Genomic DNA, 24046 nt, shown 5'->3' on the forward strand with positions numbered 1-24046 from the left:
TTGCGTGGTTTTCGATTATATCGTCGTGGGTGGTGGCTCCTCTGGATGCGTGATGGCGAGCAGGCTCTCCGCCTATGGCGCTCGCGTGCTGCTCATTGAAGCTGGCCCTGATACGCCGCCGAATGCCATTCCTGACGACATCCAGGATGGCGACCCAACGCGTGCTTACCTTAATCCCGGTTATCGATGGCAGTCACTCCACGCGACAACGGTGCGAGGTGGCCGCAAGCCTGTCCATTACGAACAGGCGCGCGTCATGGGTGGCGGCTCCAGCATCAATGCCCAAGTCGCCAACCGCGGCGGGCCCGGAGATTACGATGAGTGGGCCTCAAGCGGTGCAACGGGCTGGGGTTGGGAAGACGTGCTGCCCTACTTCCGTCGTCTAGAATGCGATTTGGATTTCGGCGGGGAATTTCATGGCACGAACGGCCCCTTGCCAATCAAACGTGTGCGCCAATCAGACTGGTCGGGCTTCATCCGGGCAATCTCCGATGCTTACGATGCTTTGGGGCTTCATTTCAGGCCAGACTTCAATGGTGCATTCGGTGATGGCTATTCAGTTGTCCCATTGACCAACCGCAATGGTCATCGGGTCTCCTCCGCGATGGCGTACTTACCCGAAACCGTCCGCTCTCGCCGCAATCTAACGATTTTATCCGAAACGACAGTTGCGCGGCTGACCTTTTTGGGAACAACGGTAACGGGGGTCGAGACGGAGAACAAATCGGGCGTGCAATCGTATAGCGCTTCTTGCGTTATCCTGTGCGCAGGAGCACTCCATTCACCCGCCATATTGATGCGCTCCGGGATCGGCCCCGCGAAGGAATTAGTACAATTCGGAATCCCTATCGTTGCAGATTTGAAAGGTGTGGGCCAGAATCTTCAGGAACACCCCACGATTTGCGTTTCGGCCTATTTGAAGCCGGCCGATCGCTTGTCACCCGGCGTGAGCGAATATATTCAGATGCACGCCCGCTACTCGTCGGGTTACGAAGGCTGCCCGTCGACCGATATGGCAATATCGACTGTTGCCAAATCATCCTGGCACCCGCTGGGGAGGCGCCTCGGCACTCTCGCCGTGTGGGTCAATCGCAGCTACTCGACGGGAACTGTGGCGCTCAAGGGTAGTTCGCATAAAATAGAGCCGGAGGTCGATTTCAACTGGTTGAGCGACAAGCGGGACGCCGAGCGCCTCAAGCAGGGCTTTCGCTTCATAGTCCGCCTGCTGCAGCAAGATTCGCTGTCCTCTGTGGCGCTGGACCCGTTTCCGTCAGCGTTGAATGCGCGAGCGAAGCTGGTGAGCAAGGTCACAAGCACAAACTATGCACTCACGTCATTTCTGGCGCTGCTCATGGACGCGTCGCCGCGGCTGCGCCGTGGGCTGATTAGGCGCGTCATAACGGATGGGGATAGCATTTCCGATCTCGTCAACGACGAGAAACATCTGGATCGGTATATTCGCCAGAACGTCATCCCAAGTTGGCATCCGACGTCGACCTGCAGGATGGGGGCAGCCGCGGATCCTGGCGCTGTGACCGATCCGTCGGGACGCGTTCATGGTATTTTGGGTTTGAGGATCGCCGACGCTTCCGTCATGCCATTTTGCCCTCGGGCGAACACAAACATTCCGACGATTATGGTGGCTGAGAAATTGGCCGACACAACCTTGAGAGACGGCAGACGGAGCTAAATCGCTGCCTGCTTTGCTGCTCGGCTAGTCGTCTCGTCGAGACGGCGGATAACGTCGACAAGCGCTTCCTCAGCTCATGTGCTCCTTGGTGCCGCCAGGCAGAACGCCGAACCCGATGTAGATGGCTTTTTTGCGAACGAAGTCTTCGTCCCTGAGCTTGACCGCTCGACCCGGATAGCGTCGAAAAAGACTATGGGATAGGAAAATTTCGAGCGGTCGGTTTCTGCCATTCGGCCATCGTCCGGGACGGCGTGTGTGATGGACGAGCTCAGGTAGCTGGCGATACCTCGCGTCATAGAGCTCTTCGAGATGGCCGATCCTGCCATGAAACCCGGAGGTCGGCGCTGGTCTGGATTGAGCCTGGAAGTCATAAAGCAATTCAGAATTGTAAATCGCTCTTAGTATCTTGGCCGTGATAATGTTAAACTAACCGCGACGGATGTAACAATATATACAACTATATTAACATACAAATCGTTGTTATCTTCACCAGGAAGCGCTAGAGATCAATTGCTAAGACGGAATCACCGCCCAGCCATCGGCTTAGCCTTAGAATGGGACATCATGTCGACTTTCGTTATTATTGGAAGAGACGGCGCGTTGCCCACATCCAAGGAACTGTCGACTTTGAGAGCCGCGGCAAACACTAATCAACTTAAGCGCCCAAAAAGGGGATTGACTATGACCACGCTGCCGAAAATTTCACTTTCGAAATTGAGAGACGATGCAACGCGACGTGACGAGCGCCAGCGCCTGCAAATGGCATGCCAGGAATACGGGTTCTTCTACCTTGTCGAGCACGGCATCCCCGGGGAACAGATCGCGCAAGCCATTGAGGCTTCCCGGCGATTCTTCGCATTGCCACAGTCGGTTAAGGAACGCTACGGGCACGCCTTTCAGGACGTGTACCCCACTGCCGCCCGTGGATACAGTCCTTTACACGGCGAAATGCTACATCCTGAGGCCGGCTTCGATCCAAAGGAGGTATTCGACCTCGGAATTGAGAACGAAGGCGACCGGCGTCCGTTCTCCGGCCGCACGCGCCTTCCGGATGAAGCCTTGGCTCCTGGCTTCGCAAGAAACCTGCTTGCTTTGCAGGCTACCGTGCTCGCCGGGATTGTCCCCCAGATCGGGGATGCGCTGGCGGACCTGATAGGTATGGAAGAGGCATGGTTCCAACGCCATTTCAGCACGCCGACGCTTGGGCAACGCGTGATACGGTATCCAGCTCGCGGCGGCACTTGCGCAAAGCACACGGATCATGGCTTCTTCACGCTGCTGCTGCAAGAGGAACTCCCCCTGCGTTCCTTGCAGGTGTGGTTCCGCGGTCGATGGATGCCGGTGCCGAGCCTGCCCGATAGTCTCGTAGTCAATCTGGGCGACCTCCTTCAGGTCTTGAGCGACGGCCGCTTCAAGAGTACGCCCCACCAGGTCGTGCATAGTGGTCCGACTGATCGAATTTCGCTGCCCTTCTTTATTTATCCCGAGATCGACGCTCGCCTGACTTCGCGACAAGGGCAGCAAGTTAGTGTTGTAGAAATGATGCTGCGCAACGTTGAGTCAATATGGGTGACTGGGAATGGCGCCGGACGCGCGCGCGAACTGCAATGATTGTCTGCTTTTCTAAAGCATGCGCAATTATGGCGCCGACGCGGTGCAGATCTCCGTGGTAAGCTGGAAGAACTCTCGCATCCGCTAGATTGTCCCGCCGTCGCGCGTGTAGCGCGGCGGTCGGAAGCCCGCTTCGGGATGAATGCACCTATGGTGTCAGATTGTTTGCATCGTGTGGTCGCAGGGAAAGATCGCACTAGATCTGCACCGCTGTCGCAAACGTGCTGCGGGAAAACCTGAGGGAACTTGATCCCATGATAACGCTCGCCCAACTCGCGCTTGACGTATCGCGAACCGAGCTCCCGGGAACCAGTTCCAGCGCGACCACGACGCCGTCACAGGCGGAAAGATCTTATAACACCCGGCGGTCGCGTGCTGCACGTCTTGCGGGCCGGTGGCAGTTATCGCAAGCCGTCAACCTTTCAGGCCGAACACCTCGCGCCCTGGAGCCCATTCTCAGCCGGAGCCCGCCCCTCATGGAGATTCGTCTCGCAGGCACTGCCGACCGCGATGCATGGCGGTCCCTTTGGTACGCATATTGCGCCGACCAAGGTCTCAATTCATCAGAACAGGCGACAGATAGGATCTGGCGGCGCATCGAGCGCCCAGACGAACCGATTAACGCGCTGATCGCGGTCTCAGCAACTGGCGTTACCATAGGTTTTGCTACCTTTGTCATTCACCCGTATACTCTTAGCGATCGTCCGGTCTGTTTTCTCGCAGATCTCTATGTCGACGAGTCTTCGCGGCGCCAGGGGATTGGCCAAGCCATGCTCACGAATCTGGCCTCCTACGGTCGCGACCAAGGCTGGCTGAGAATCTATTGGAATACGGACAGATCAAATTATCATGCGCGGGCGCTCTATGACAAGATCGGTAAATTGAGTCCATACCTTACCTACTACTATGACCTGTAGACTTGCTCTGAGGTCGTAACGAAAGCGCATTGACCTGCCCCAGTCTTTTAAACAGTGGCGAGTAGACTAGAGGTGCAGCCATTTATGTTGCGCACATGGGCTTGCAGCGGAATGTATTTTCGGCGCGATGATCCATTGATCAGGCAAGGACCGTGTTCGAGGTAAACTCCGTGCGGTGGTCTGCGACGATCATGCCGGGCTTGCCGCGCTGGGCGATCAGGTCGTCAGTTCGCGAGCAACGCGGCGACCAGAGATCTGTGTCCGGAATCGCGTAAGGCATTCGCGCGTCACGTCGTCGACGAGTTGATCGGCCGCAGGAGAACTGGTCGTACAGCGACCAGCGTGCGTTCGGCTTCGCCTCGACACGGATCGGCCCCGCATGCCGACCGCCGCTCGCCGTCCGCACTTCAACAAGGTAGGCGACATCTCGTCGACCGGCAAGATCTATTCCGGACGTCCGCGCTGTCGTTATGACAAGCCATATTCTAATTTAGATCTCAAAAATCTTCCGGGGAGCAGTGGTCAGTACCTCGACGCCGGAGTCTGTGACACGGAACGTTTCGCTGATGACGTATCCAAAATCCTCCTCGATCCAATTACCTAACATCAGGTGAAAGGTCATGTTTGGTAGCAACTCTGTCATATCGCCATCCTTAAGGCTTGCGGTCGGCTCCAACCAACCAATGCCGTGTGCATAGCCGCAACGCGTCTCCTTTTTGAGGCCCCGCTTCTCGATGCTGCGATTGAAGGCGTTGGCAACATCGCTGCAAGTCGCTCCTGGCCGTATCGCATCAAGAGCGACCTCAAGGCCGGCGACTTGGATCTCATGCACGCGACGTAGACGATCGGAGGGTGAGCCGATCGTGTAAGTGCGCATAAGCCCAGCACAGTAACCATATCGCGCACCGCCGATTTCGAGATTCACCTGCGATCCATAGCGAAAAACGTCCTCGCTCCACGGAATGTGGCACGTTCCCGTTCGCGGTGATGAACACAAACTTATTCCCTCGATCCCGCTTCCTGGCTTACCGTTTGCGCCGCGCACCAACGTTGCCACAATTTCCGCGCACGCGTCTGCTTCACGCACCCCGGGGCGTATTACCTCAGCAGCGCGTCGAATCGCGGCGTCTGAGATTGCCGCCGCCTCCCGCATTACAGCTATCTCGAGATCTGACTTGATGAGCCTTTTCCAAGTGACCGCCTTAGTAGCATCGACGATCGTGGCACCAGGCAGGCGCATCCTAAACTTTTTCGCCGATTGCGATGGAAGGCAGCATAGCTCGATTCCTATGCCTCGACTCGCGAGGCCGACGTCCTCCAAGTAATCGACTACCGCGTCATAGCCATCCTTGTCAGGATTTCCAATATACGCTTCGGGGTATGCGACGATTTTGTCGCGCTCCATAAAACATTGATGAATGGCTGCCGGCGCATCACAGCGGCGCAGAATGAACGTCGGTTCCTCTTCTCGTATCGAAACCACAACGGCCTGAGGAACATAGGCTGATAGCGCGGTGTACCCCGTGAGATAGGTAATGTTATGTTGGTCGGAAACGACGAGCGCGTCGATATCGCACCGACCCATTTCGAACTTCACCGAGCCGAGCCGGCGAAGGTATTCACTTCTAGGGAATGCCTGGGGTCCCTTGGATATATTCATAAGTTTGAACTCCAGCTATGCTTTTGACAACAAGGCGAGCTATTGCGGGTAAGAGTTCTTATGCTGGCGACGGATCACCTCTCAGTTGGGGGGGAGTCGTGGGGCTGCAGATCGCTCCTGTTCGCCCGACGGCGGTGTGATAGACCAAGCGATTAAGTCGACAGCTCGTTGGAGTATCGCTTCGGTCTGAGCAAGGCTGGGTGAAACGGCGACGACATGTCCTATCCAGTCTCGAAAATCGCCTTTCCTGAAGATCGGCGCGTTGGGTTCAACATACAATTTGATTTCAGCGACACCTGGTACCGCGATCGCCTGACTGCCGCCATCGATCCAATCGAGGGTGCCGTCGCAATCAGCAACTAGGAACCGCGCGGCTGCGGTCTGCAAATGCCTTCTGCGCAAATCCCATTCCTCGCCGACGACAAGCTTGATGTGCTCGGTGACCAGATCGACACCGCTCGCCAGTTGGACCAGTTCAGGCTCAAGCGCACCAGCAAGACGCGGATTCACTTCGATTACAACCGGGCCATGATTAGTCAACCGGAGCTCGATGTTCGTTGGCCCCCAATTAAGGCCAAGAGCTTGCAAGCACCTCAGCGAAACATCAACGATACGGTCATGATCGTCTTCCGCAAGCGGGGCCGGGAAGGTCGTTTCACGGAAGACGAAATGCGGTGGGGGGCCGAAATCAACGGCGACAATCCCAATAACCTCATTGCCCATTATCTCCACGCTATAAAAAGGGCCGCGCGCGAATTCCTCAACCAATATCCTCGGCGAAGACGGCCAGATGTGCTTCCCACCCAACAGATAGGTCGTGTGGTCAGCTAACTCATCGGCGTTGCGGCACAATCGGACACCGATGCTACCGCTGCCGATTGCCGGCTTAACAATTACGGGAAAGCCGATCTCCGCGACAGCGCTTTCTACTTCTGCCACATTCAGCGCCATGCGATAAGCGGGTATCGGAACTCCGGCTTCCGCAAGTAGCTGGCGCTGAGAGAATTTGTCACAGCATCGTTCAATCAATTCGGGGTTGGGTCCCGGTAAGTCGAAATGCCGACATAGTTTGCCAACGGTTGCATAGACCGACTCGTCGATGCCCGAGAAGCCCGTGATACCAGCGATGTCATTGGTCTCACGCAGCCTGGAACATTCGCGAATCAAGGTATCAAGATTGGTTGTATCGACACGGATTGCCTCGCTTCTTTCCGCCGCAAGATACTCGTACTGTGTTGGATCAACTGATAGTGTAATTGGATGAAAGCCAAGACGCCGGGCCGCGTGGATGTATCGTATTCCATTACCTCTTGCATGGCCTTCAACCAGGATGAGAGCTTTCCTTGACATTGGCTGTTCTCCACTCTGCGTTTTTGTCGATAGGTCGTTTTGCCATCGTGGACCTCAGACTTAAAGACAACGATCCAAGGCCAAACATTCCGTGAAATTGGTCGCCTCTACCCGCAGCCGCTGGCTGAAGCTGAAGTTGCCTTTGGCGCAGCAAAATCGTCTTCCCAGATCTGGGCAGAACCGATTGGGCTTGATGGCAACTGACCGAATAGTGGCCGAGTGGGATAATGCACTGTATCGCGTACCAGAGTACTGGGGACGAGTACGCCCTTGACCGGGACCCGGCGCCACGAGCTGTCACCGAAAGGCCCTACTAGGGAGTGAGTTTTAGCGCGTTATCGCCGGGAGAGCCCTCGCGAATCGAGAACGTTATCCTTCCATCGTCGTCTATTGCACCCTCGTAGAACATGTGGTCGCAGATAGAATTATCCCGGTGGAAAGTCAGCACTCGCGGCTTGATCTCCACCATCTGATGCTCCTCGATGTATGCGGAGGAGCAAACGATTATTTCGTCCCCGACCTGACAGGTGCGAGCAGCGGCTCCGTTCAGCACGCAGCAACGAGAACCCCGCTCTCCATAAATCACGTAAGTGCTGATTCGAGCGCCCGATGATTTATTCCAGATTTCAACGAATTCCATTGGAAGGATGCCGGCTTCGTCGCAGTGATCTGGATCCAAAGTTATTGAGCCCCGGTAGTTCAAATTCGCGTCGGTCACAGTTATTCCATGAAGCTTGGCGGCAACAAATTTTCTCATCTACATTTCCTCTCGGCGGTGGGACACTGCGTCGACAAGCGATTGCTGTGTCTTGGTTTCAGGATGGATGGATGGACGTTCTGCGATTTGTCGTATTGTGGTTCTTAGGACAAAATTGATTACTCTGGCGTGGCCAGCACGAGACAGTCAGGCGAAGGCTGGTTGTGGTGGGCGGAGGCATTGCCGGCCGGCTGTCCCCCATTGGTAATGCCATCCGATACAGTTCCGACATGTTCCGTTCCTTTAATTAGTTGTGATTTCAGGTGACTGTGCCAATCGGCCCGTTCAACTGGATCGCACACAAAGTTGCAAACCTCGTGCCAAACTGGCTAATCAGGCCGGAAACAGAAATGCGTGATCTCTTTCAGCTATTTAGGTGAGCAGACCACGGATCGGATCAAGAAGGCACGTCGCGGACGCGACAAAATGTTGAGTGTAGGACGGGTTGAGGTGGCGCCCTTCTGCTGGTGGTCGTGCGGCCGATCTGGGCATCGTTGACTTCTGGCGGCGGGGATGTCGAGGACGCTCGGGTATTGGCTGTTCGGATCTTAGACGCGTGCAGCCTCATGCCTCGAATGCGGCCGTTTTACTTGTCCCAGTCGAGGCCTGCCTAAATGTTTGATCTCAGGTTTTGATGGGGCATCCTTATCTTCCGAATCAAAGGATGCACTATGGGCCAGGTTCTTCATGGGAGCGCCACGACGACAGAGGCGGTCCGTCGGGCGCCCGCTGATCAAGGGTTTGTTTTCAGCGATGGGATGGTCGCGGGGCTTACGCTCCTAAGGACGACCTTAAGAGCCCAGCCTCGCTACCGTGCCATGATCGCGCAAGGCGGCCCTCGCCGGAGGCGTACCCGAGGATCGCCCCTGACCAACAAGGAAAAGCCGGATCGACGCGGTCATGTATCCTCTAAGAGTTGTCATGACGCTTACCTCCTTCAGGTTGTGTGCGTCAAGTTCTGCAAAATGGGGCGGCCACGATGCTGGTCATGCGGCTTGGCGTAGAGCGAGCTTCTTGTGCTCGCGCAGATCGTCCATGTTGATGTAGCGGTTGGCCTCCATCCAGTTCTCGTTGGTCTCGCAGCCAGCGCCCTGACGAGGCGCAGGCAGCTTTCATTGGGGAAGATGCGCATGACATTGGTGCGCCGGCGGATTTCCTCATTGTGCCGTTCAAGCATGTTGGTGCTCTTGAGATGCTTGTGATGCTGGCGCGGCAGGCAAAAGAAGGTCAGCGTGCGCTCGATGGTCTCCTCCACCCAACTCGTCAGTCGCGGATAGCGGCCCGACCATTTGGACAGCCATGCGGCGAGATCGGCCTTGGCCTCGGCGAGATCGCGCCGGTCATTAGAGCCAGCGCAAGTCCTGCAGGCAGTCGGCGCCGTGCTTTCTCGGCAGGTGATCGAGCGCGTTCCTGAGGAAGTGGACGTAGCAGCGCTGCCAGGCGGCTTCGGGGATCACCTCGCCGATCGCCGCGACCAGGCCGGCATGATTGGCGGAGACAACCAGCTCGACGCCCTTGGGGCTGCGCGCCTTCAGCGCGACGAGGAAATCCCTCCAGGCCGAGCGGCTTTCGCGATTGGCCATCTCGACGGCCAGGATCTGGCGCCGGCCGTCCCAGTCGATGCCGACAGCGATCAGCACCGCCTGGCTCATGACGACGCCGGCCTCACGCACCTTCTCTTAGCGCGCATCGAGGATGAGGTAAGGAAACGGCTCTTGAAGGGGGCGCCTGGCAAAGGCAGCGAGGCTCTCGTCCAGCCGCTTGTTGATGGCCGAGATCGACGAGGCCGAGAACGCATGGCCGCACAGCTCTTCCGTGATCGCCTTGACCTTGCGGGTCGACACGCCCTGCACATACATCTCCGCAAGCGTCGCCACCAAGGCCCGCTCCGAACGCTGGTAACGCTCGAGAAGCTCGGTCGAGAAGCGGCCGGCCCGGTCCTGCGGAACCCGCAGCTCAAGCTTGCCGACCCGCGTGACAAGGGTGCGGCCGTAATAACCCGAGCGGTAGCCGAGCCGCTCAGGTGTGCGCTCGCTCTTCGAAGCCCCCAGCGCCTCGTCCATCTCGGCCTCGAGTACCTCCTGCATCACCGCACGGATCACTTCGTGAAGTCCGTCCGGGTCCGAAAGCAGAATGTCTTTGATGGCAGCGCTGCCGGTCTTACTTTCAATCTTGGTCATGGTGGCGTTCCTTCGCGGGAATCGGTGACGTGAACAATCACCAGCCTGCCATGACCGCCCTCTCTCAGCGAATTTGCAGAACTGTCAGCACACACCCTCCTTCATCACAAACCCAACCGAACAACTGGGCAGGTGTTCCAAAAAACGCCGAGTTCCAATAAGGACTCAGGTCCTGGTCCGCTATTGTCACCCCTTCCAAGTCGATGTGTTCGTCACAAATCTTGCGCAATTGAGAAAGGTCGCCCGGGCGTACAACTCTGATTTCCACAGTATTCTCCTGCTTCTCGTTCCGGCACACGTCAGGGGATTTGCTTGCGCAGTTGCCTGATGTGGCAGGTGAGCCAGCCCGCATATTGGCCGTCGTATTGTGGGCCGCGACGCTCACATGTGCGCACCCGATGAAGTGTAGATGTGTTTGTTTCAGGCAATGAGGCGCGTCTTGTGAGCACCGCCACGGTGGACCTGAAATCGCCTCACAGACGCTTGCCCACTGAACACGTCCCCGCCATGACCGGGGACGTGTTAAGGCACATTGCCTTCAGCCTCTGCAGAGGTCAGCGGTCTTGCTGCCGTCCGCAGGTTGTCTTTGCCGTAGCCGTATTTGCCGAATACTGCCATCATTTCGCCAGAGCCAACATAGTCCTGCATACGGCATTGAACGCGTCGACCGCAGCCTGCTCGTTGAGCTCGAAGGCGATAGCAGGATAGTTGGCTGGCGCGATGAACGAATCGGCCAGCTCAAGGCTGTGGTCCTTCTTAACAAGTCCAGTCGCTGTAAAGTAGTCGAGGGCACCGGCGGCGGCGCGACAGCCTGTCCGCCGGCGGTCCGGCGACCTGCATGATTTTGTCGTCGGCGATGCCTGACTTTTTCGCGTCCTGGACCGCGGTGTAGCCTGTATCACTGACGAAGGTGAGTCCCTTGTCACGCACATCCTCATAAGAATGCAGCCCTTCCGGGTTGCCCTTAGGCACCAGCAGTGCGCCTCTCTCCGTAGCGATCGGTTCGCTGAACAGCACGTTGCGGCAGCGCTCCGGCTTGATCCACATGCCGGCCGTGATGAAGTCGAAGCGGCTAGCCTGCAGGCCGGGGACAAGTGAGCCCCATTCGGTTACGACCGGCTCGATTCTATTCTCGTGTTTTTGCGCGACGCACGCAAATGCCAGACAATCCGATCCCCAAATTAATTCCCAGCACCGCAGGTTATTTGGTGTCCGCTTTTTCAACGAGACGCTCCATGAGCGTGCTGTAGGCGACAAAACCGGTGTGAGACCAGAAGGTCTTGCGGCCAGGATTGGTCTCCAGCACGTCGAGGAAAATCCTTGATTTGTTGTGGAAACGAGACCGAATAAGCAGCTCAAGGGTCCTGCAGCCAATCTCCGAACGTCGGTGTTGGCAGCTGACGTAGAATTGCCTCAAAAAGACGCGTTGCCCACTCGGCTCCGCATTGTCTGGCTCCAAACGATGAGTGGCGAGGCCCACAATCTCGCCGTTCTGGCTGAAGAGGTCGACCATCCAAATTTCGCGATTCACCAACTGAATAAACCGCTCCTTGAGTTCTGAAACCGTCATCGGGGTTTCGATGCTTCTCGGCCTCGATCAACTCGCGGTTCAACATTGCCAACTTGTCGAAATCTTCGGCGGCAGCTCTGCGAATCTCAATTGTCTCTGAAGCACTGTGATCCTCTCCTGACCCATGCGACCCACGCAGCGGGCTAGGCAATGCGCTCCTACATGTCCGTGGTGGGTAAAGCCCGTCCGCAGCCAAAAATCCTATGATTAGAGTTGTTCTCGATGACCTCCGATACGGATTCTCTCGCCGGGCTTATTTCGATTTGGTCGAGGTCATTGAATCCTGCATCGCCCGACAGCCGCGCCGTCGGTAGGGATCAGCAAGCGTTCAATTTCCAGATGGTGGCTGCGAGAGGCGGATACCAACGTTTCTCGTCTGAACGTAGCCGTCCAGCGCTTCCTGACCCTTCTCCCTGCCGTAGCCGGACTGGTTTATCCCACCGAACGGTGTTTCCACCCCGCCCACATACCACCCATTCACGTACACTTGACCGGCCCAAAGGCGGTCGGCGGTCCAGAGGGCCCGGTCAATATCCCGCGTGAACACGCCCGCTGCCAGACCGTGAACGGTGTCGTTCGCGAGATTGACGGCCATTCCCGGATTATCGAACGTGGTAACGGCAAGAACAGGACCGAATACTTCTTGCTGGAAGAGATTGCTGTCTCGCGCGACATCGGCAAACACCGTGGCCGCCATAAAGTAACCGCTCCGCTCCGAAAGCGCAGTCCCGCCGGTTACGAGTCGCGCGCCCTGCGAGAGGGCCGTCTGGCAGGCCCGCTCAACTCCTTGTCGTTGGTTTCGGGAGATCAACGGGGTGATGTCGCAGTTTTCGCGTCCTGGACCGACCGACAGTCCTTCGACGCAGACCCTCACTCTTTCCACCAGTTTGTCTGCAATAGAACGTTCCACAATAAGACGTGTAAGGTTGTTGCAATTCTGGCCTGCATTCAGAAAGGTCCCGACGCGTACCGCTTCCACAACGCAGTCGAGGTCGGCATCGGAATACACAACTGCAGCCGACTTTCCGCCCAGTTCCATTATGCAGGGCACGATCCGATCCGCTGCCGTCTTGAGCACCGTCCGCCCAGTAGTAATCGAGCCCGTGAAGACGATGTGGCGAACGTCGGGATGTTCGATCAGCGCCTGGCCTGCCGTTTGGCCGTATCCAGTGAGCACGTTGACCGCTCCGGCAGGCAGCCCCGCTGTCTCACAGGCACGCGCAAGTTCAACTCCGGAAAGGGGAGCTAGTTCCGGCGACTTCACCACGACTGAGTTGCCGGTTGCGATGGCGCAGGCCAGCGAGCGGGCCGTCAGTTCAAGTGGACCATTCCACGGAACGATCTGGGCGGACACGCCGAAGGGACTTCTGACTGTGTAGTTGACCAGGTTGGCCCCGCGCGGGATCGAGCGCCCTTCAAGTTTGTCGGCCAAGCCACCATAGTATCGCAGGTATCTGATGGCGGTCTGAACCTCGCCATCGGCAAGTTCCAATGCCTTCCCCGTCTCCGCGCAGTTAATGGCTGCGATCTCGTCGAAACGCGCTTCAAGGGCGTCGGCAACGCGAAACAACATGCGACCGCGATCATACGGATGCATGTCTATCAGCACGCGGTCGCGAAAAACGCGGTGAGCAGCAGTAACGGCAAGCTCGATGTCTTGGGGTCCTGCTTCAGCTACGACAGCAATCGTTTCGGCGCTCGCCGGGTCATCGACCTCGATGCGTGTGCCGGACACAGAATCCCGCCACTCGCCATCGATATAATTTTTGACTACGTCGTTGCTGGCCATCCAGTCCTCTTTCTTATCGCTCGATTTTCTTCGAATTGGCGCAGCGACAGTGGTCGGCGCCGCAGGAAGAACGGCAACCGTGGTATCGGTCCGGCAGTGAAAGCCCTAGTCTGCCGTTCAGCCGCTCCGAGTTCGCCCACTGCCACATGCCACGGAACGGCCTTCCCGTTCCGTGACTGCGAGCGGCCCGATTTTGGACCTGCTAGTGGCCCGGTGCTTTGTCGGCTAGCGAGCCGCGCCTCCACCGTCGAGGGTAGTCGCTACTGCGCCAATGCTGTCGCGAATGATGGACAGACCACGCCGAAGGTCAGCCTCGGCGATGGTGAGGGCAGTCATGAACTTAAGCACCTCACCGTATGAGCCGGCGATCTCGATCACCAAGCCCCGACGAAAAGCCTCCTGGGAGACCAGACCTGGCAAGGAGTGGTGCTTCGGTGAAACGAGTCCGTACATCAGACCGCGGCCTCGCACGCTCAGGCCGAGGGTGGGGAATTCCTCGGTAATCGCGTTGAGTTCTTGGACCAAGATCGCAGACTTGCGAGCGATCTCATCCTCGAACTTGGAGTCGGACCAGTAAGCTTCGAGGGCCGCACGAGCAGTGACGAAAGCATAGTTGTTGCCTCTGAAGGTCCCGGTGTGTGCGCCCGGGGCCCAGACATCAAGTTCAGGCTTGATGAGAATAAGGGCCATTGGGGTTCCGATCGCCGACAAAGATTTGGACAGGGTAACGATGTCCGGCACAATTGCAGCCGCTTCGAAACTGAAGAAACTGCCCGCGCGACCGACCCCGGCCTGGATGTCATCGAGGATCATCAAGATTCCGTGCCGCGACGTTAGCTCGCGCAGCCGTTGCAGCCAAGTAACGCTCGCAGCATTGATGCCGCCTTCACCTTGGATCCCTTCCAGGATCACCGCGGCAGGTTTGTCGAGGCCACTGTTGGGGTCATTGAGAAGCTTTTCGAAGTAATCGATTGTGTCAACTGACGCCCCCAGGTAGCCTTCGTATGGCAACGATGTCACATGGGCGAGGGGAAACCCGGCAGCGGCCCGGTGCTCCTTGTTTCCCATCGCTGCCAATGCTCCAGCGCTTTCCCCATGGAACGAGTTGGTAAACGAGACGATGTTCGATCTCCCGGTCACCTGGCGAGCCAGTTTTAGACTCGCTTCGACCGCGTTCGTACCTGTGGGGCCGGGAAACTGTAATTTGTATGTCAGACCACGAGGCTTGAGAATGTATCGCTCGAAAGCTTCGATGAAGGCTTTCTTGGCCGTCGTGGCAAGGTCCAGCCCATGCACAATTCCGTCGCGCTCGATATAATCCAGCAGCGCCTTCTTGATGACGGGGTTGTTGTGCCCATAATTCAAAACGCCTGCACCGGCGAAAAAGTCGAGATATTCCCGACCGTCTGCAGCGATGAGAGTGGTCCCGACTCCGCGATCGAATAGGGCGGGGAAGGCGCGGACGTAGCTGCGCACCTCAGACTCCAGGCGATTGAAAACCGCGAGACCTGCATCCATTTCAGGTGCGAATTGCTTGCTCATAGGCGAACTCCTCAATCTGAAGCCTGCAAAGCCAGGCCTCTTCTGCTTTATGAAGTGGCGTGTAGGTGCCGTTGTGAGACAATAGCGCGCTACATTGGGCGCCTTGCGCAAATTCTGAGCGGCGGGATGCAGTAATTATGCGAAATTGCCGGCAGGTTGCATAAGGCCGGCGGTTTGTGTGGCTGCGGTGACGATTTTTCCCAACCACCTCAAGACGGCTGCATTTGATGCAGCAACCGGGGCAGGCGAACCTAGCGCTCGATTCCCTATACACAGATGAGACTCTTGGCAGCGTGAGCCAACGAATGGAAGCCGAAGCGCGGAAATAGAGGTCCCCCCTATCATCATCGTCCAGTCGGCTTAGCGTTTAAGTTCCGAGACGTTTCCTCGGCCGAACTGGGCGCAAGGCCTCGGCTTTTGACCGTCGGCTGCCATTGTCAGTTGGGCGATGGTGGACAGCACTCTTCGGCCAATGGCTATAACTGACGTCGAGGACGATAGCCGACTTTGGTCCCATGCCTGGCCTGATCGTTTGGGCTTCCGTCTGCGCGGGGTTGAGGCTACAGTCGAGTGCATATCGCAGTTTTTCTGCGCAAATTGCAGCTATTCCGGAGAATGACCATGGAATTGGATCGGATAGATCTGAAAATCTTAAGCGCTGTTCAGCGCAACAATCGCCAAACAACGGAAGAATTGGGCCAACTGGCCGGTATATCGCCCACGGCCTGTCAGCGGCGATTGAAGCAGTTGCGACAAATTGGCGTAATTGAGGCTGATGTTGCAATCGTGTCGCCTGAGGCGGTGGGCAGGTCCCTGATGATGCTGGTCTTGGTCGACATTGAGCGCTATCGTTCCGACGTCATCGATCGCTTCAAGCAGTCTCTACAGAAGGCGCCTGAAGTAATGAGCGCGTATGCGGTCACCGGTAACGCCGATTTCGTTCTCCTTCTCTCCGTGCGTGACTTGGCAGAGTACGACGCATTCTCGAGGCGTTTCTTCTTTGATAGCCCGGCTGTTAGAAATTACAGCACGATGATTGTGATGGATCGCACGAAGGTAACCTTGGCGGTGCCAATCGATGTATAGAACGCGCAATCTTACGCGCATTCAACAACTGGTTGATCCGATTCACCGATGACTGGCGCAAGGGTCAGCCGCCTTGCCCGCCGGCCATGATTGGGACGGGAGTTTTCGTACCGCTAAAGCGGCGATGGAGCGCAAGGCGAAGCATCATTCTGCTCCTTACAACGGCCTCGTCAGCGCGATGCTGCAAAAGCACTTCTGGACCTACCGGGCTGCATTCTGATGTATCTCGCGATAGGTTTGTCCCCTTCAGTCGCGATGCGCTTTGTCCACTTAAGTCACGACGCTCCGGCATCGCCTTCAGCCCTGATGGACTGCTGGCAAGGTCATGTTTAAACGTTCCGCCCCGTTGGGAGGCCGCCATAATGCGAATCTCTTAAGAATGCGCTGATTTCCTGCGTCCTGCAAGATAATTGCGCGTTTTTGCTTGCTCGCCGTCTGCTAGATTTTTGCCCGACTCAGACATTTGCGAGTTTGCGTGGTTTTCGATTATATCGTCGTGGGTGGTGGCTCCTCTGGATGCGTGATGGCGAGCAGGCTCTCCGCCTATGGCGCTCGCGTGCTGCTCATTGAAGCTGGCCCTGATACGCCGCCGAATGCCATTCCTGACGACATCCAGGATGGCGACCCAACGCGTGCTTACCTTAATCCCGGTTATCGATGGCAGTCACTCCACGCGACAACGGTGCGAGGTGGCCGCAAGCCTGTCCATTACGAACAGGCGCGCGTCATGGGTGGCGGCTCCAGCATCAATGCCCAAGTCGCCAACCGCGGCGGGCCCGGAGATTACGATGAGTGGGCCTCAAGCGGTGCAACGGGCTGGGGTTGGGAAGACGTGCTGCCCTACTTCCGTCGTCTAGAATGCGATTTGGATTTCGGCGGGGAATTTCATGGCACGAACGGCCCCTTGCCAATCAAACGTGTGCGCCAATCAGACTGGTCGGGCTTCATCCGGGCAATCTCCGATGCTTACGATGCTTTGGGGCTTCATTTCAGGCCAGACTTCAATGGTGCATTCGGTGATGGCTATTCAGTTGTCCCATTGACCAACCGCAATGGTCATCGGGTCTCCTCCGCGATGGCGTACTTACCCGAAACCGTCCGCTCTCGCCGCAATCTAACGATTTTATCCGAAACGACAGTTGCGCGGCTGACCTTTTTGGGAACAACGGTAACGGGGGTCGAGACGGAGAACAAATCGGGCGTGCAATCGTATAGCGCTTCTTGCGTTATCCTGTGCGCAGGAGCACTCCATTCACCCGCCATATTGATGCGCTCCGGGATCGGCCCCGCGAAGGAATTAGTACAATTCGGAATCCCTATCGTTGCAGATTTGAAAGGTGTGGGCCAGAATCTTCAGGAACACCCCACGATTTGCGTTTCGGCCTATTTGAAGCCGGCCGATCGCTTGTCACCCGGCGTGAGCGAATATATTCAGATGCACCCCCCCTACTCTTCCGGGTCCGAAGGCTGCCCGTCGACCGATATGGCAATATCGACTGTTGCCAAATCATCCTGGCACCCGCTGGGGAGGCGCCTCGGCACTCTCGCCGTGTGGGTCAATCGCAGCTACTCGACGGGAACTGTGGCGCTCAAGGGTAGTTCGCATAAAATAGAGCCGGAGGTCGATTTCAACTGGTTGAGCGACAAGCGGGACGCCGAGCGCCTCAAGCAGGGCTTTCGCTTCATAGTCCGCCTGCTGCAGCAAGATTCGCTGTCCTCTGTGGCGCTGGACCCGTTTCCGTCAGCGTTGAATGCGCGAGCGAAGCTGGTGAGCAAGGTCACAAGCACAAACTATGCACTCACGTCATTTCTGGCGCTGCTCATGGACGCGTCGCCGCGGCTGCGCCGTGGGCTGATTAGGCGCGTCATAACGGATGGGGATAGCATTTCCGATCTCGTCAACGACGAGAAACATCTGGATCGGTATATTCGCCAGAACGTCATCCCAAGTTGGCATCCGACGTCGACCTGCAGGATGGGGGCAGCCGCGGATCCTGGCGCTGTGACCGATCCGTCGGGACGCGTTCATGGTATTTTGGGTTTGAGGATCGCCGACGCTTCCGTCATGCCATTTTGCCCTCGGGCGAACACAAACATTCCGACGATTATGGTGGCTGAGAAATTGGCCGACACAACCTTGAGAGACGGCAGACGGAGCTAGGCCAGGCGGCATGTACATTCTGCCGGAGCGCTGCCGCAATGTGGTGTTCACCGAGCCGCTTGCTAAGTTCACCGAAGCCCTGCTCATGCCGAATGGCAATCCCAAAAGACCAGCACTCCTTTGACGATATTCGTGATAAGGGCCTAACGCTGGTCACCACCGCCGGTTCCGACACGGTCACGACCGCCAAAGACGCGGGCATTCCGGAGGATCGTGTCATGCAGGTCGCCGGCCAGGCCGAATTCTTGCAGGCAGTGAAGGTCGGCCGCGCGGCGGCGGGGTCGCTAAACTACTTCACGGTAAGGAGCTCGCTGACAAGGTCGACAGCGTTGAAATGGCAGATCCGTTCACCCCGCCGGCTGGGAAGGCCGGCTACCCAAGTCTCGCCTTCCTGCCCAATCAGCAGGCGGTCGATGCCTTCAACGAGGTATTGAATACTTATATCGGCTCCGACCAAATGATGCAGTCGGTCAAAATACGGCTACACCAAAATCAATCTGCCGGACGGCACCAAGACCGGCGACCTGTGCAAGGGTTGAAATCTTGCGGGGAATGCCACCCATGCACCTAAAAGGCTCCCGGCCGCAGTGGCTGGGCGACGACAGAGCAAAGTGACAAGACGCGAGGCTCCGGGGTGCCGATTTCCGGTATTCAGACGAGATAGTTCGGCAACGTGGCATGTGAGGCTGCTACGCTCAGGAGTGAGCAATGGCAGTCCATCTCGCATGTCGCAATGCCGACCTGATGCCCCTCCTTTTGCCGAGGAACCGATGATCACCAAGCATCGCGTATCGGTTGATGGTGTCGAGACATCGTACTGCGAGAACGGAGCTGGTAGGCCGATTGTTTTCCTGCAGGGGGCGGGCTTCCGTGCAGAGGCTAAGAGTTCCTTTGTTCGGCAGCTGAACGGGCTATCCGATCAATTTACGGTAGTAGCGATTGATCAACTCCATTTTGGGGGAACGGATTATCCTGCTGACTGCAAATACATTAACCGGCTCGGTCGTGTGAATCATGTAATTAGCTTCCTCCAACAACTGGGTTTGAAGCAGATCACGCTAGTCGGCCATTCAGAAGGATCATTCGTCGACGCGCGGGTCGCGATCGTGCGTCCCGATCTTGTTTCTAAGCTTGTCCTGCTGACCGCTAACTCCGTGTCGCCGGCGTTCGGAGATGACCGTGACGAAGCTTGGCTGGAGGCCTGCCGGCAGGCTTACGGCTGTTCCGGCCCGATGCCGAGCGAAGAGGAATACATCACCGCACGGCGGAAAAGCTGCCGCGCCCACGGGCAGGATGTGGAATGCGCCGAGCGAGAAGCCTATCGGCGGGCCGCGGCTCGGGGACAATGGGAGATCTGGCAGAGATTGCCGGAAGACGAGACAAACCTGCATCGTTATCCACTGCTGCAGCAGAAGTATATCTTCCCCTACCTTGATCAGCTTCAGGCCCAGACGTTGATCATCTGGTCCAAGAACGACCCTACCGCGACGCCGGAGCAAGGGATCAACCTGGCGAAGCTGATCAGGAATTCAGATTTCCATCTGCTCAATAATGCCGGCGATTCCGTCCAGGTTGATCCGGAGCGAAGCCGTGAACAGACTCATCCGTCAATGGCACGAATGATCAACTGTGACGGGAACAATGCTCGGGCCAGCGTCTCCGAGGCGAATCTCTCAGCGGCGTGTCGCATACGACGAACTTGTGCCCTGCCATGGCAACAAGGGCATAGCCCAGGCGGTGGCGCCCATCCAACCGGGCAGGGCAGGAGTCATGCAAGACGTGGTGTGCCTCAGTTGGCCATACCACAGCTCGCGATTGTTCACTTCCAACGAACCACGGGGATGACGGAAATGTGCGTATGCACCCAAAAATCACCGAATTTCTGCGAATAACTTGCATTTCTCGCACAAAGCACCACAGCTGCGCTGCTACGCTCACGAAGCATGCACAAGTGGCGTAGCAAAGGATCGACTGGAGGAATCTATACCTAAGTGGGGACCCTGCAGCTCACACGATGATGGGAACCGCCGGACTACAAGCTCAACAAATGATGCAATGGTCTTTTCCCGAGGCATATCGGGAGACCATCGGCGATGCGAAAACGGAGGACTAACCAGTGGTCAAGTGGAAACTCGACGAATGCTTTAAGGCTGCAATCTTGAAGAGGATTGCCGCGCTCGGCCTGGCGGCGATGACAATCTCGTCCTTTGCCGGTTCGGCCTCGGCGGAGTCGCTGCTCGATAAGATTAAGAACGGAGAAACGATCCGTCTTGGCTTCACCAATGAGCCTCCCAGTGCCTATCCTGGTGCGAACAACGAGCCGCTTGGCCTGGTCAATGTGATGACACTGGACGTTCTGAGAAAGATGGGAACGACCAAAATCGAGCCGGTCGTAACCGATTGGGGTTCCCTTGTCCCGGGCCTCCAGGCTGGTCGCTTTGACATCATCACGGGCGGCATGTGGATTAAGCCGGAGCGGTGCCGCAACGTCCTGTTCAGCGAACCGATCGCATCGAGCAATGATTCGATGATCGTGCCGAAGGGCAATCCGGAAGCGCTGCATTCCCTCCATGACGCTCAGAAGAAGGGGCTTACCCTGGCCATCATGACGGGTACCACCGCAGTCGAGCAGGCGAAGAAATTAGGTTTCCCTGACGACAAGGTTATGCAGGTCGCCGGACCGCCCGAGGTCGTACAGGCTGTAAAGGCCGGCCGCGCCGCTGCCGGCTCGCTCTATAGTCTGAACGCGACGACTCTTGCCGAGCAGGATCCCAGCATTGAGGTGGCTGACCCGTATACCCCGCCGGGACCGAATGAACATCCCGCCATAGCCTTCCCGCTCAGCGAACAGGCTGCGGTAGACGCGTTCAATGCTGTGTTGAAAGACTATATTGGCTCTGACGAAATGATGGCCGCGGTCGGCAAATATGGTTACACCAAACGCGATCTCCCGGATGGCAGCAAGACCGCTGATCTTTGCAAGGGCTGAAGCTATGCGTCTGACCGCTCCCCGGCCCTTGGCCGGTAGGCGGTCAGTGGGGAGGGCATATGAGTAAGGTCGATCTCAGCTTTATCTTTGCCGTGCTCACCAAGGGCGTCATGACTACGGTCATCGTCACTCTTGGCGCCTGCGTCGTAGCGATCGTCCTTGGGCTTTTCGTGGGCCTGACCCGAGTCTCTCCCCGTCGGCAGTTGCGCTGGTTCAGTATCGCCTACATCGAATTCTTCCGCGGGACGTCCATGCTGGTTCAGCTCTACTGGTGGTTCTTTGTATTGCCGATTTTCGGTATTTTCCTGTCGCCGTGGACTGTCGGAATTTTGGGGATCGGAATGAATGCCTCTGGCTACGCAGCCGAGTATGTCCGCGCCGCCATTCAGGCCGTTGATAGGGGCCAGTATGAGGCATCTACAGCGCTCAATTTTTCGCGGCTCACCATGATGCGGCGTATTATCCTCCCACAGGCAATGCGCGCCATGCTGCCGACCTGGGGTAACATGCTCATCGATGTGCTTAAGGGTAGCTCGCTCGTCTTCTTCATCACCATTCCCGAATTTACTAGCGCCGCCAAGCAGGCGGCCGACGCAACTGGCGATTATATGCTGTTCTTTGCGGTTGCACTATTCGGTTATTACATCATCGCGCGCGCCCTCATCACTCCTTTCGTGCGCTGGCTGGAACGCCGCGTCTCGCGCGGTTTCGTTCGGGAGCAGGTGGCTTGAAGATCTGGGATTGGTCTTACGTATGGGAGGCTTTCCCATATCTCTATCAGGGAGCGATCGTCACCATTGAGGCTACGCTGCTCGGGTTTGCGATCGCGCTGATATTGGGTCTTGTCTTCGCGATGATTCGCCAGTCGCCAAACCGCTACGTCTCGACCACCATGGCGGAGATCGTGGAGTTTATCCGTTCAACGCCCTTGCTGCTGCAGTTGTTCTTTGTCTATTTCGTTGGTCCGCAGATCGGAATCTTCATTCCTGCCTGGACGGCGGGAGTTGGCGTGCTGGGGATCCACTATGCAGCCTATTGTTCCGAAGTCTTCCGCGGCGGCATCGAGAATGTGGATGGCGGCCAGTGGGAGGCCTGTACGGCACTAAACCTTTCGCGAACGCGGACCTGGCGAACAATCATTCTGCCGCAGGCGATCCCGCCCATGGTGCCAGCTCTGGGCAATTACTTCATCGGCATGTTCAAGGACACGCCGGTCCTGGCGGCAATCTCGATCTTCGAGATGCTGCAGCAGGCGAAAAATTTCGGGGGCAATAACTATCGATACATAGAAGCGATCACTATGTGCGGCTTCTTCTACTACGTGTTCAGCTTGGTTGCTTCCGCTATCGTGCAGTCGGTCCGCGTCTGGCTCAACCGCCGCTACCATCTGCAATAGGGAGGCCTTATACTATGAGCGAATTTGTGCTTCGCTTCGAGGACGATCTCACGAAGCGCCCTAGGGCATCAGCCAGGCGGGACGAGCTTGACCTCGATATCAGGCGCAGCGAAAAAGTCATGAACGAACCCATAGTTCGCTTCGAGAACGTCACAAAGCGCTACGGCGCGTTGACGGTGCTGGACGAACTCAATCTCGAGATCGCACGCAACGAGAAGGTGTCCATCATTGGTCCGTCCGGCTCGGGCAAGACCACCGTTCTGCGCATGCTGATGACGCTTGAGCACATCAACGGGGGGGTGATATGGGTCGACGGTGAACCGTTGACGCATACGCAGAAGAACGGCCAAATAGTGCCGGCGAGCGAGCGTCATCTCCGTCGCGTGCGTGCCAAGATCGGTATGGTGTTCCAGCACTTTAACCTGTTCCCGCATATGACTGCTCTGCAGAACTGCATGGAGGCGCCGATCTCCGTCCTTGGGCTCTCGAAGAAGGAGGCGGAGGCCCGAGCGGCAGAGCTGCTCGACTTGGTGGGCCTCGGCGACAAGAAGAACCATTTCCCGATCCAGCTTTCCGGGGGCCAGAAGCAACGCGTGGCGATCGCTCGGGCGTTGGCCATGCGGCCCAAGGTGATGCTGTTTGACGAGGTGACATCAGCGCTTGACCCGGAACTGGTTGGAGAGGTGCTCAACGTCATCCGCAAGCTCAGCGCCGAACATGACCTCACAATGCTGATGGTCACGCACCAGATGGGCTTTGCCAAGGAGTTCTCCGATCGCGTGTGCTTCTTTTCTGGCGGTAAGATTGTCGAGCAAGGCCCGCCCAGCCAGCTTTTAGGCAATCCGCAAAACGAGCGAACGCAGCAGTTTCTCAATGCGGTGCTGGAGACGAGGTGAGTTGCGGGTTGTGCCGCTAGTTGAGTTATCCCGTGGGTGGCTTCCGGGCAGGAACTGGTCCGTTCGGAGCAGGCTGCCCTGCGACGAACCTACGCGCGGTTTTTCAGGGCCGGGTTGATGTCGAGGTTACTGCCCCAGTTCATTCAGGACTGCATAACTAGGATCGTCCGGTCCAAGCCCCAGATTGGTCGAGTTAGGTAAATAGCGCTGCCCGTTCGGCAGTTGCGAGCTTGAAGATCTGATGTGCGTTCAATCTGCCATTCAGGGCATCTGGGCTCTGGAAAGTGCCCTAACACGATTGTCTGACGGCGGACGCAAACCCGGTATCCTACAGGCCCGGGGAGGGTCGCACAAGCGTTCTGCGGTTTCCCAGTTTTTACGGCTTTCATGCGAATGCACCAAAACAATGCCGACTTACTGCGCCTGGAAAGGCATGTTTCTCTGAAACAGCC

At 57.2% G+C, this 24046-nt stretch carries 18 protein-coding genes and 3 pseudogenes; 10 read left to right on the forward strand and 11 right to left on the reverse strand.

What is annotated here, in order from left to right:
• The first annotated feature begins 4 nt into the window (after positions 1–4).
• The gene (locus CK226_RS33230; protein WP_063169348.1) at positions 5–1690 is read left to right on the forward strand and encodes a GMC family oxidoreductase N-terminal domain-containing protein; all 1686 of its coding nucleotides are present in this window, start codon (positions 5–7) and stop codon (positions 1688–1690) included.
• 81 nt (positions 1691–1771) lie between these two features.
• Here CK226_RS33230 and CK226_RS35875 read toward each other — a convergent pair.
• Positions 1772–1915: pseudogene (locus CK226_RS35875) on the reverse strand (transposase); the annotation flags it as partial.
• Positions 1916–2371: 456 nt separating this feature from the next.
• Between CK226_RS35875 and CK226_RS33235 the strand changes: the two are divergent.
• A complete protein-coding gene (locus CK226_RS33235; RefSeq protein ID WP_063170383.1) occupies positions 2372–3301 on the forward strand; it encodes a 2-oxoglutarate and iron-dependent oxygenase domain-containing protein in 930 nt (309 codons plus the stop codon).
• A 476-nt stretch (positions 3302–3777) separates the two neighbouring features.
• Positions 3778–4218 carry a GNAT family N-acetyltransferase gene (locus tag CK226_RS33240; protein ID WP_158515807.1) on the forward strand — a complete coding sequence of 147 codons (441 nt, stop codon included), beginning with the start codon at positions 3778–3780 and terminating at the stop codon, positions 4216–4218.
• A 142-nt stretch (positions 4219–4360) separates the two neighbouring features.
• On the opposite strand, the pseudogene CK226_RS33245 reads toward CK226_RS33240, so the two are convergent.
• From CK226_RS33245 to ectB, 10 genes and pseudogenes are all read right to left on the reverse strand, one after another.
• A pseudogene (locus CK226_RS33245) lies at positions 4361–4591 on the reverse strand (IS3 family transposase); the annotation flags it as partial.
• 117 nt (positions 4592–4708) lie between these two features.
• Positions 4709–5878 carry a Xaa-Pro peptidase family protein gene (locus CK226_RS33250; RefSeq protein WP_063169356.1) on the reverse strand — a complete coding sequence of 390 codons (1170 nt, stop codon included), beginning with the start codon at positions 5876–5878 and terminating at the stop codon, positions 4709–4711.
• Positions 5879–5959: 81 nt separating this feature from the next.
• Positions 5960–7228, reverse strand: a complete 1269-nt coding sequence (locus CK226_RS33255; RefSeq protein ID WP_082826583.1) for an acetyl-CoA carboxylase biotin carboxylase subunit family protein — start codon at positions 7226–7228, stop codon at positions 5960–5962.
• A 313-nt stretch (positions 7229–7541) separates the two neighbouring features.
• On the reverse strand, positions 7542–7985 hold the full coding sequence (gene panD, locus CK226_RS33260) for an aspartate 1-decarboxylase (protein ID WP_063169354.1): 444 nt from the start codon (positions 7983–7985) through the stop codon (positions 7542–7544).
• A 986-nt stretch (positions 7986–8971) separates the two neighbouring features.
• Positions 8972–10165: pseudogene (locus CK226_RS33265) on the reverse strand (IS256 family transposase).
• Positions 10166–10229: 64 nt separating this feature from the next.
• On the reverse strand, positions 10230–10433 hold the full coding sequence (locus tag CK226_RS34670; protein ID WP_141245431.1) for a hypothetical protein: 204 nt from the start codon (positions 10431–10433) through the stop codon (positions 10230–10232).
• A 488-nt stretch (positions 10434–10921) separates the two neighbouring features.
• On the reverse strand, positions 10922–11389 hold the full coding sequence (locus tag CK226_RS35880; RefSeq protein WP_224571101.1) for a transporter substrate-binding domain-containing protein: 468 nt from the start codon (positions 11387–11389) through the stop codon (positions 10922–10924).
• Positions 11367–11735, reverse strand: coding sequence for a GNAT family N-acetyltransferase (locus CK226_RS33275; RefSeq protein WP_063169352.1), 369 nt, complete (start codon positions 11733–11735; stop codon positions 11367–11369). The genes CK226_RS35880 and CK226_RS33275 overlap by 23 nt, the downstream gene beginning before the upstream one ends.
• Positions 11736–12063: 328 nt before the next feature.
• Positions 12064–13524, reverse strand: a complete 1461-nt coding sequence (locus tag CK226_RS33280; RefSeq protein ID WP_063169351.1) for an aldehyde dehydrogenase family protein — start codon at positions 13522–13524, stop codon at positions 12064–12066.
• A gap of 225 nt (positions 13525–13749) precedes the next feature.
• Complete coding sequence (gene ectB, locus CK226_RS33285; protein ID WP_063169350.1) at positions 13750–15066, reverse strand: diaminobutyrate--2-oxoglutarate transaminase; 1317 nt, start codon at positions 15064–15066, stop codon at positions 13750–13752.
• Between the two features lie 621 nt (positions 15067–15687).
• Here ectB and CK226_RS33290 point away from each other — a divergent pair.
• The 7 genes from CK226_RS33290 (at position 15688) to ehuA (ending at position 23594) form a co-directional block, all read left to right on the forward strand.
• Positions 15688–16152, forward strand: coding sequence for an Lrp/AsnC family transcriptional regulator (locus CK226_RS33290; RefSeq protein WP_063169349.1), 465 nt, complete (start codon positions 15688–15690; stop codon positions 16150–16152).
• Positions 16153–16627: 475 nt separating this feature from the next.
• Positions 16628–18313: a GMC family oxidoreductase N-terminal domain-containing protein gene (locus tag CK226_RS33295; protein WP_095794065.1), complete on the forward strand. Its 1686-nt coding sequence runs from the start codon at positions 16628–16630 to the stop codon at positions 18311–18313.
• Between the two features lie 770 nt (positions 18314–19083).
• Positions 19084–20205: an alpha/beta hydrolase gene (locus tag CK226_RS33305; protein WP_063169347.1), complete on the forward strand. Its 1122-nt coding sequence runs from the start codon at positions 19084–19086 to the stop codon at positions 20203–20205.
• Between the two features lie 224 nt (positions 20206–20429).
• Entirely contained in the window at positions 20430–21302 is an 873-nt protein-coding gene (gene ehuB / locus CK226_RS33310) for an ectoine/hydroxyectoine ABC transporter substrate-binding protein EhuB (RefSeq protein ID WP_082826582.1), read from the forward strand.
• Between the two features lie 59 nt (positions 21303–21361).
• Complete coding sequence (gene ehuC, locus CK226_RS33315; RefSeq protein WP_063169346.1) at positions 21362–22033, forward strand: ectoine/hydroxyectoine ABC transporter permease subunit EhuC; 672 nt, start codon at positions 21362–21364, stop codon at positions 22031–22033.
• On the forward strand, positions 22030–22698 hold the full coding sequence (ehuD, locus tag CK226_RS33320; RefSeq protein WP_063169345.1) for an ectoine/hydroxyectoine ABC transporter permease subunit EhuD: 669 nt from the start codon (positions 22030–22032) through the stop codon (positions 22696–22698). Before ehuC ends, ehuD begins: the two co-directional genes overlap by 4 nt.
• 119 nt (positions 22699–22817) lie before the next feature.
• Complete coding sequence (gene ehuA, locus CK226_RS33325; protein ID WP_063170381.1) at positions 22818–23594, forward strand: ectoine/hydroxyectoine ABC transporter ATP-binding protein EhuA; 777 nt, start codon at positions 22818–22820, stop codon at positions 23592–23594.
• The last annotated feature ends 452 nt before the right edge of the window (positions 23595–24046 follow it).

The sequence above is a fragment of the Mesorhizobium sp. WSM4311 genome, assembly GCF_002295115.1.
Classification (GTDB): domain Bacteria; phylum Pseudomonadota; class Alphaproteobacteria; order Rhizobiales; family Rhizobiaceae; genus Mesorhizobium.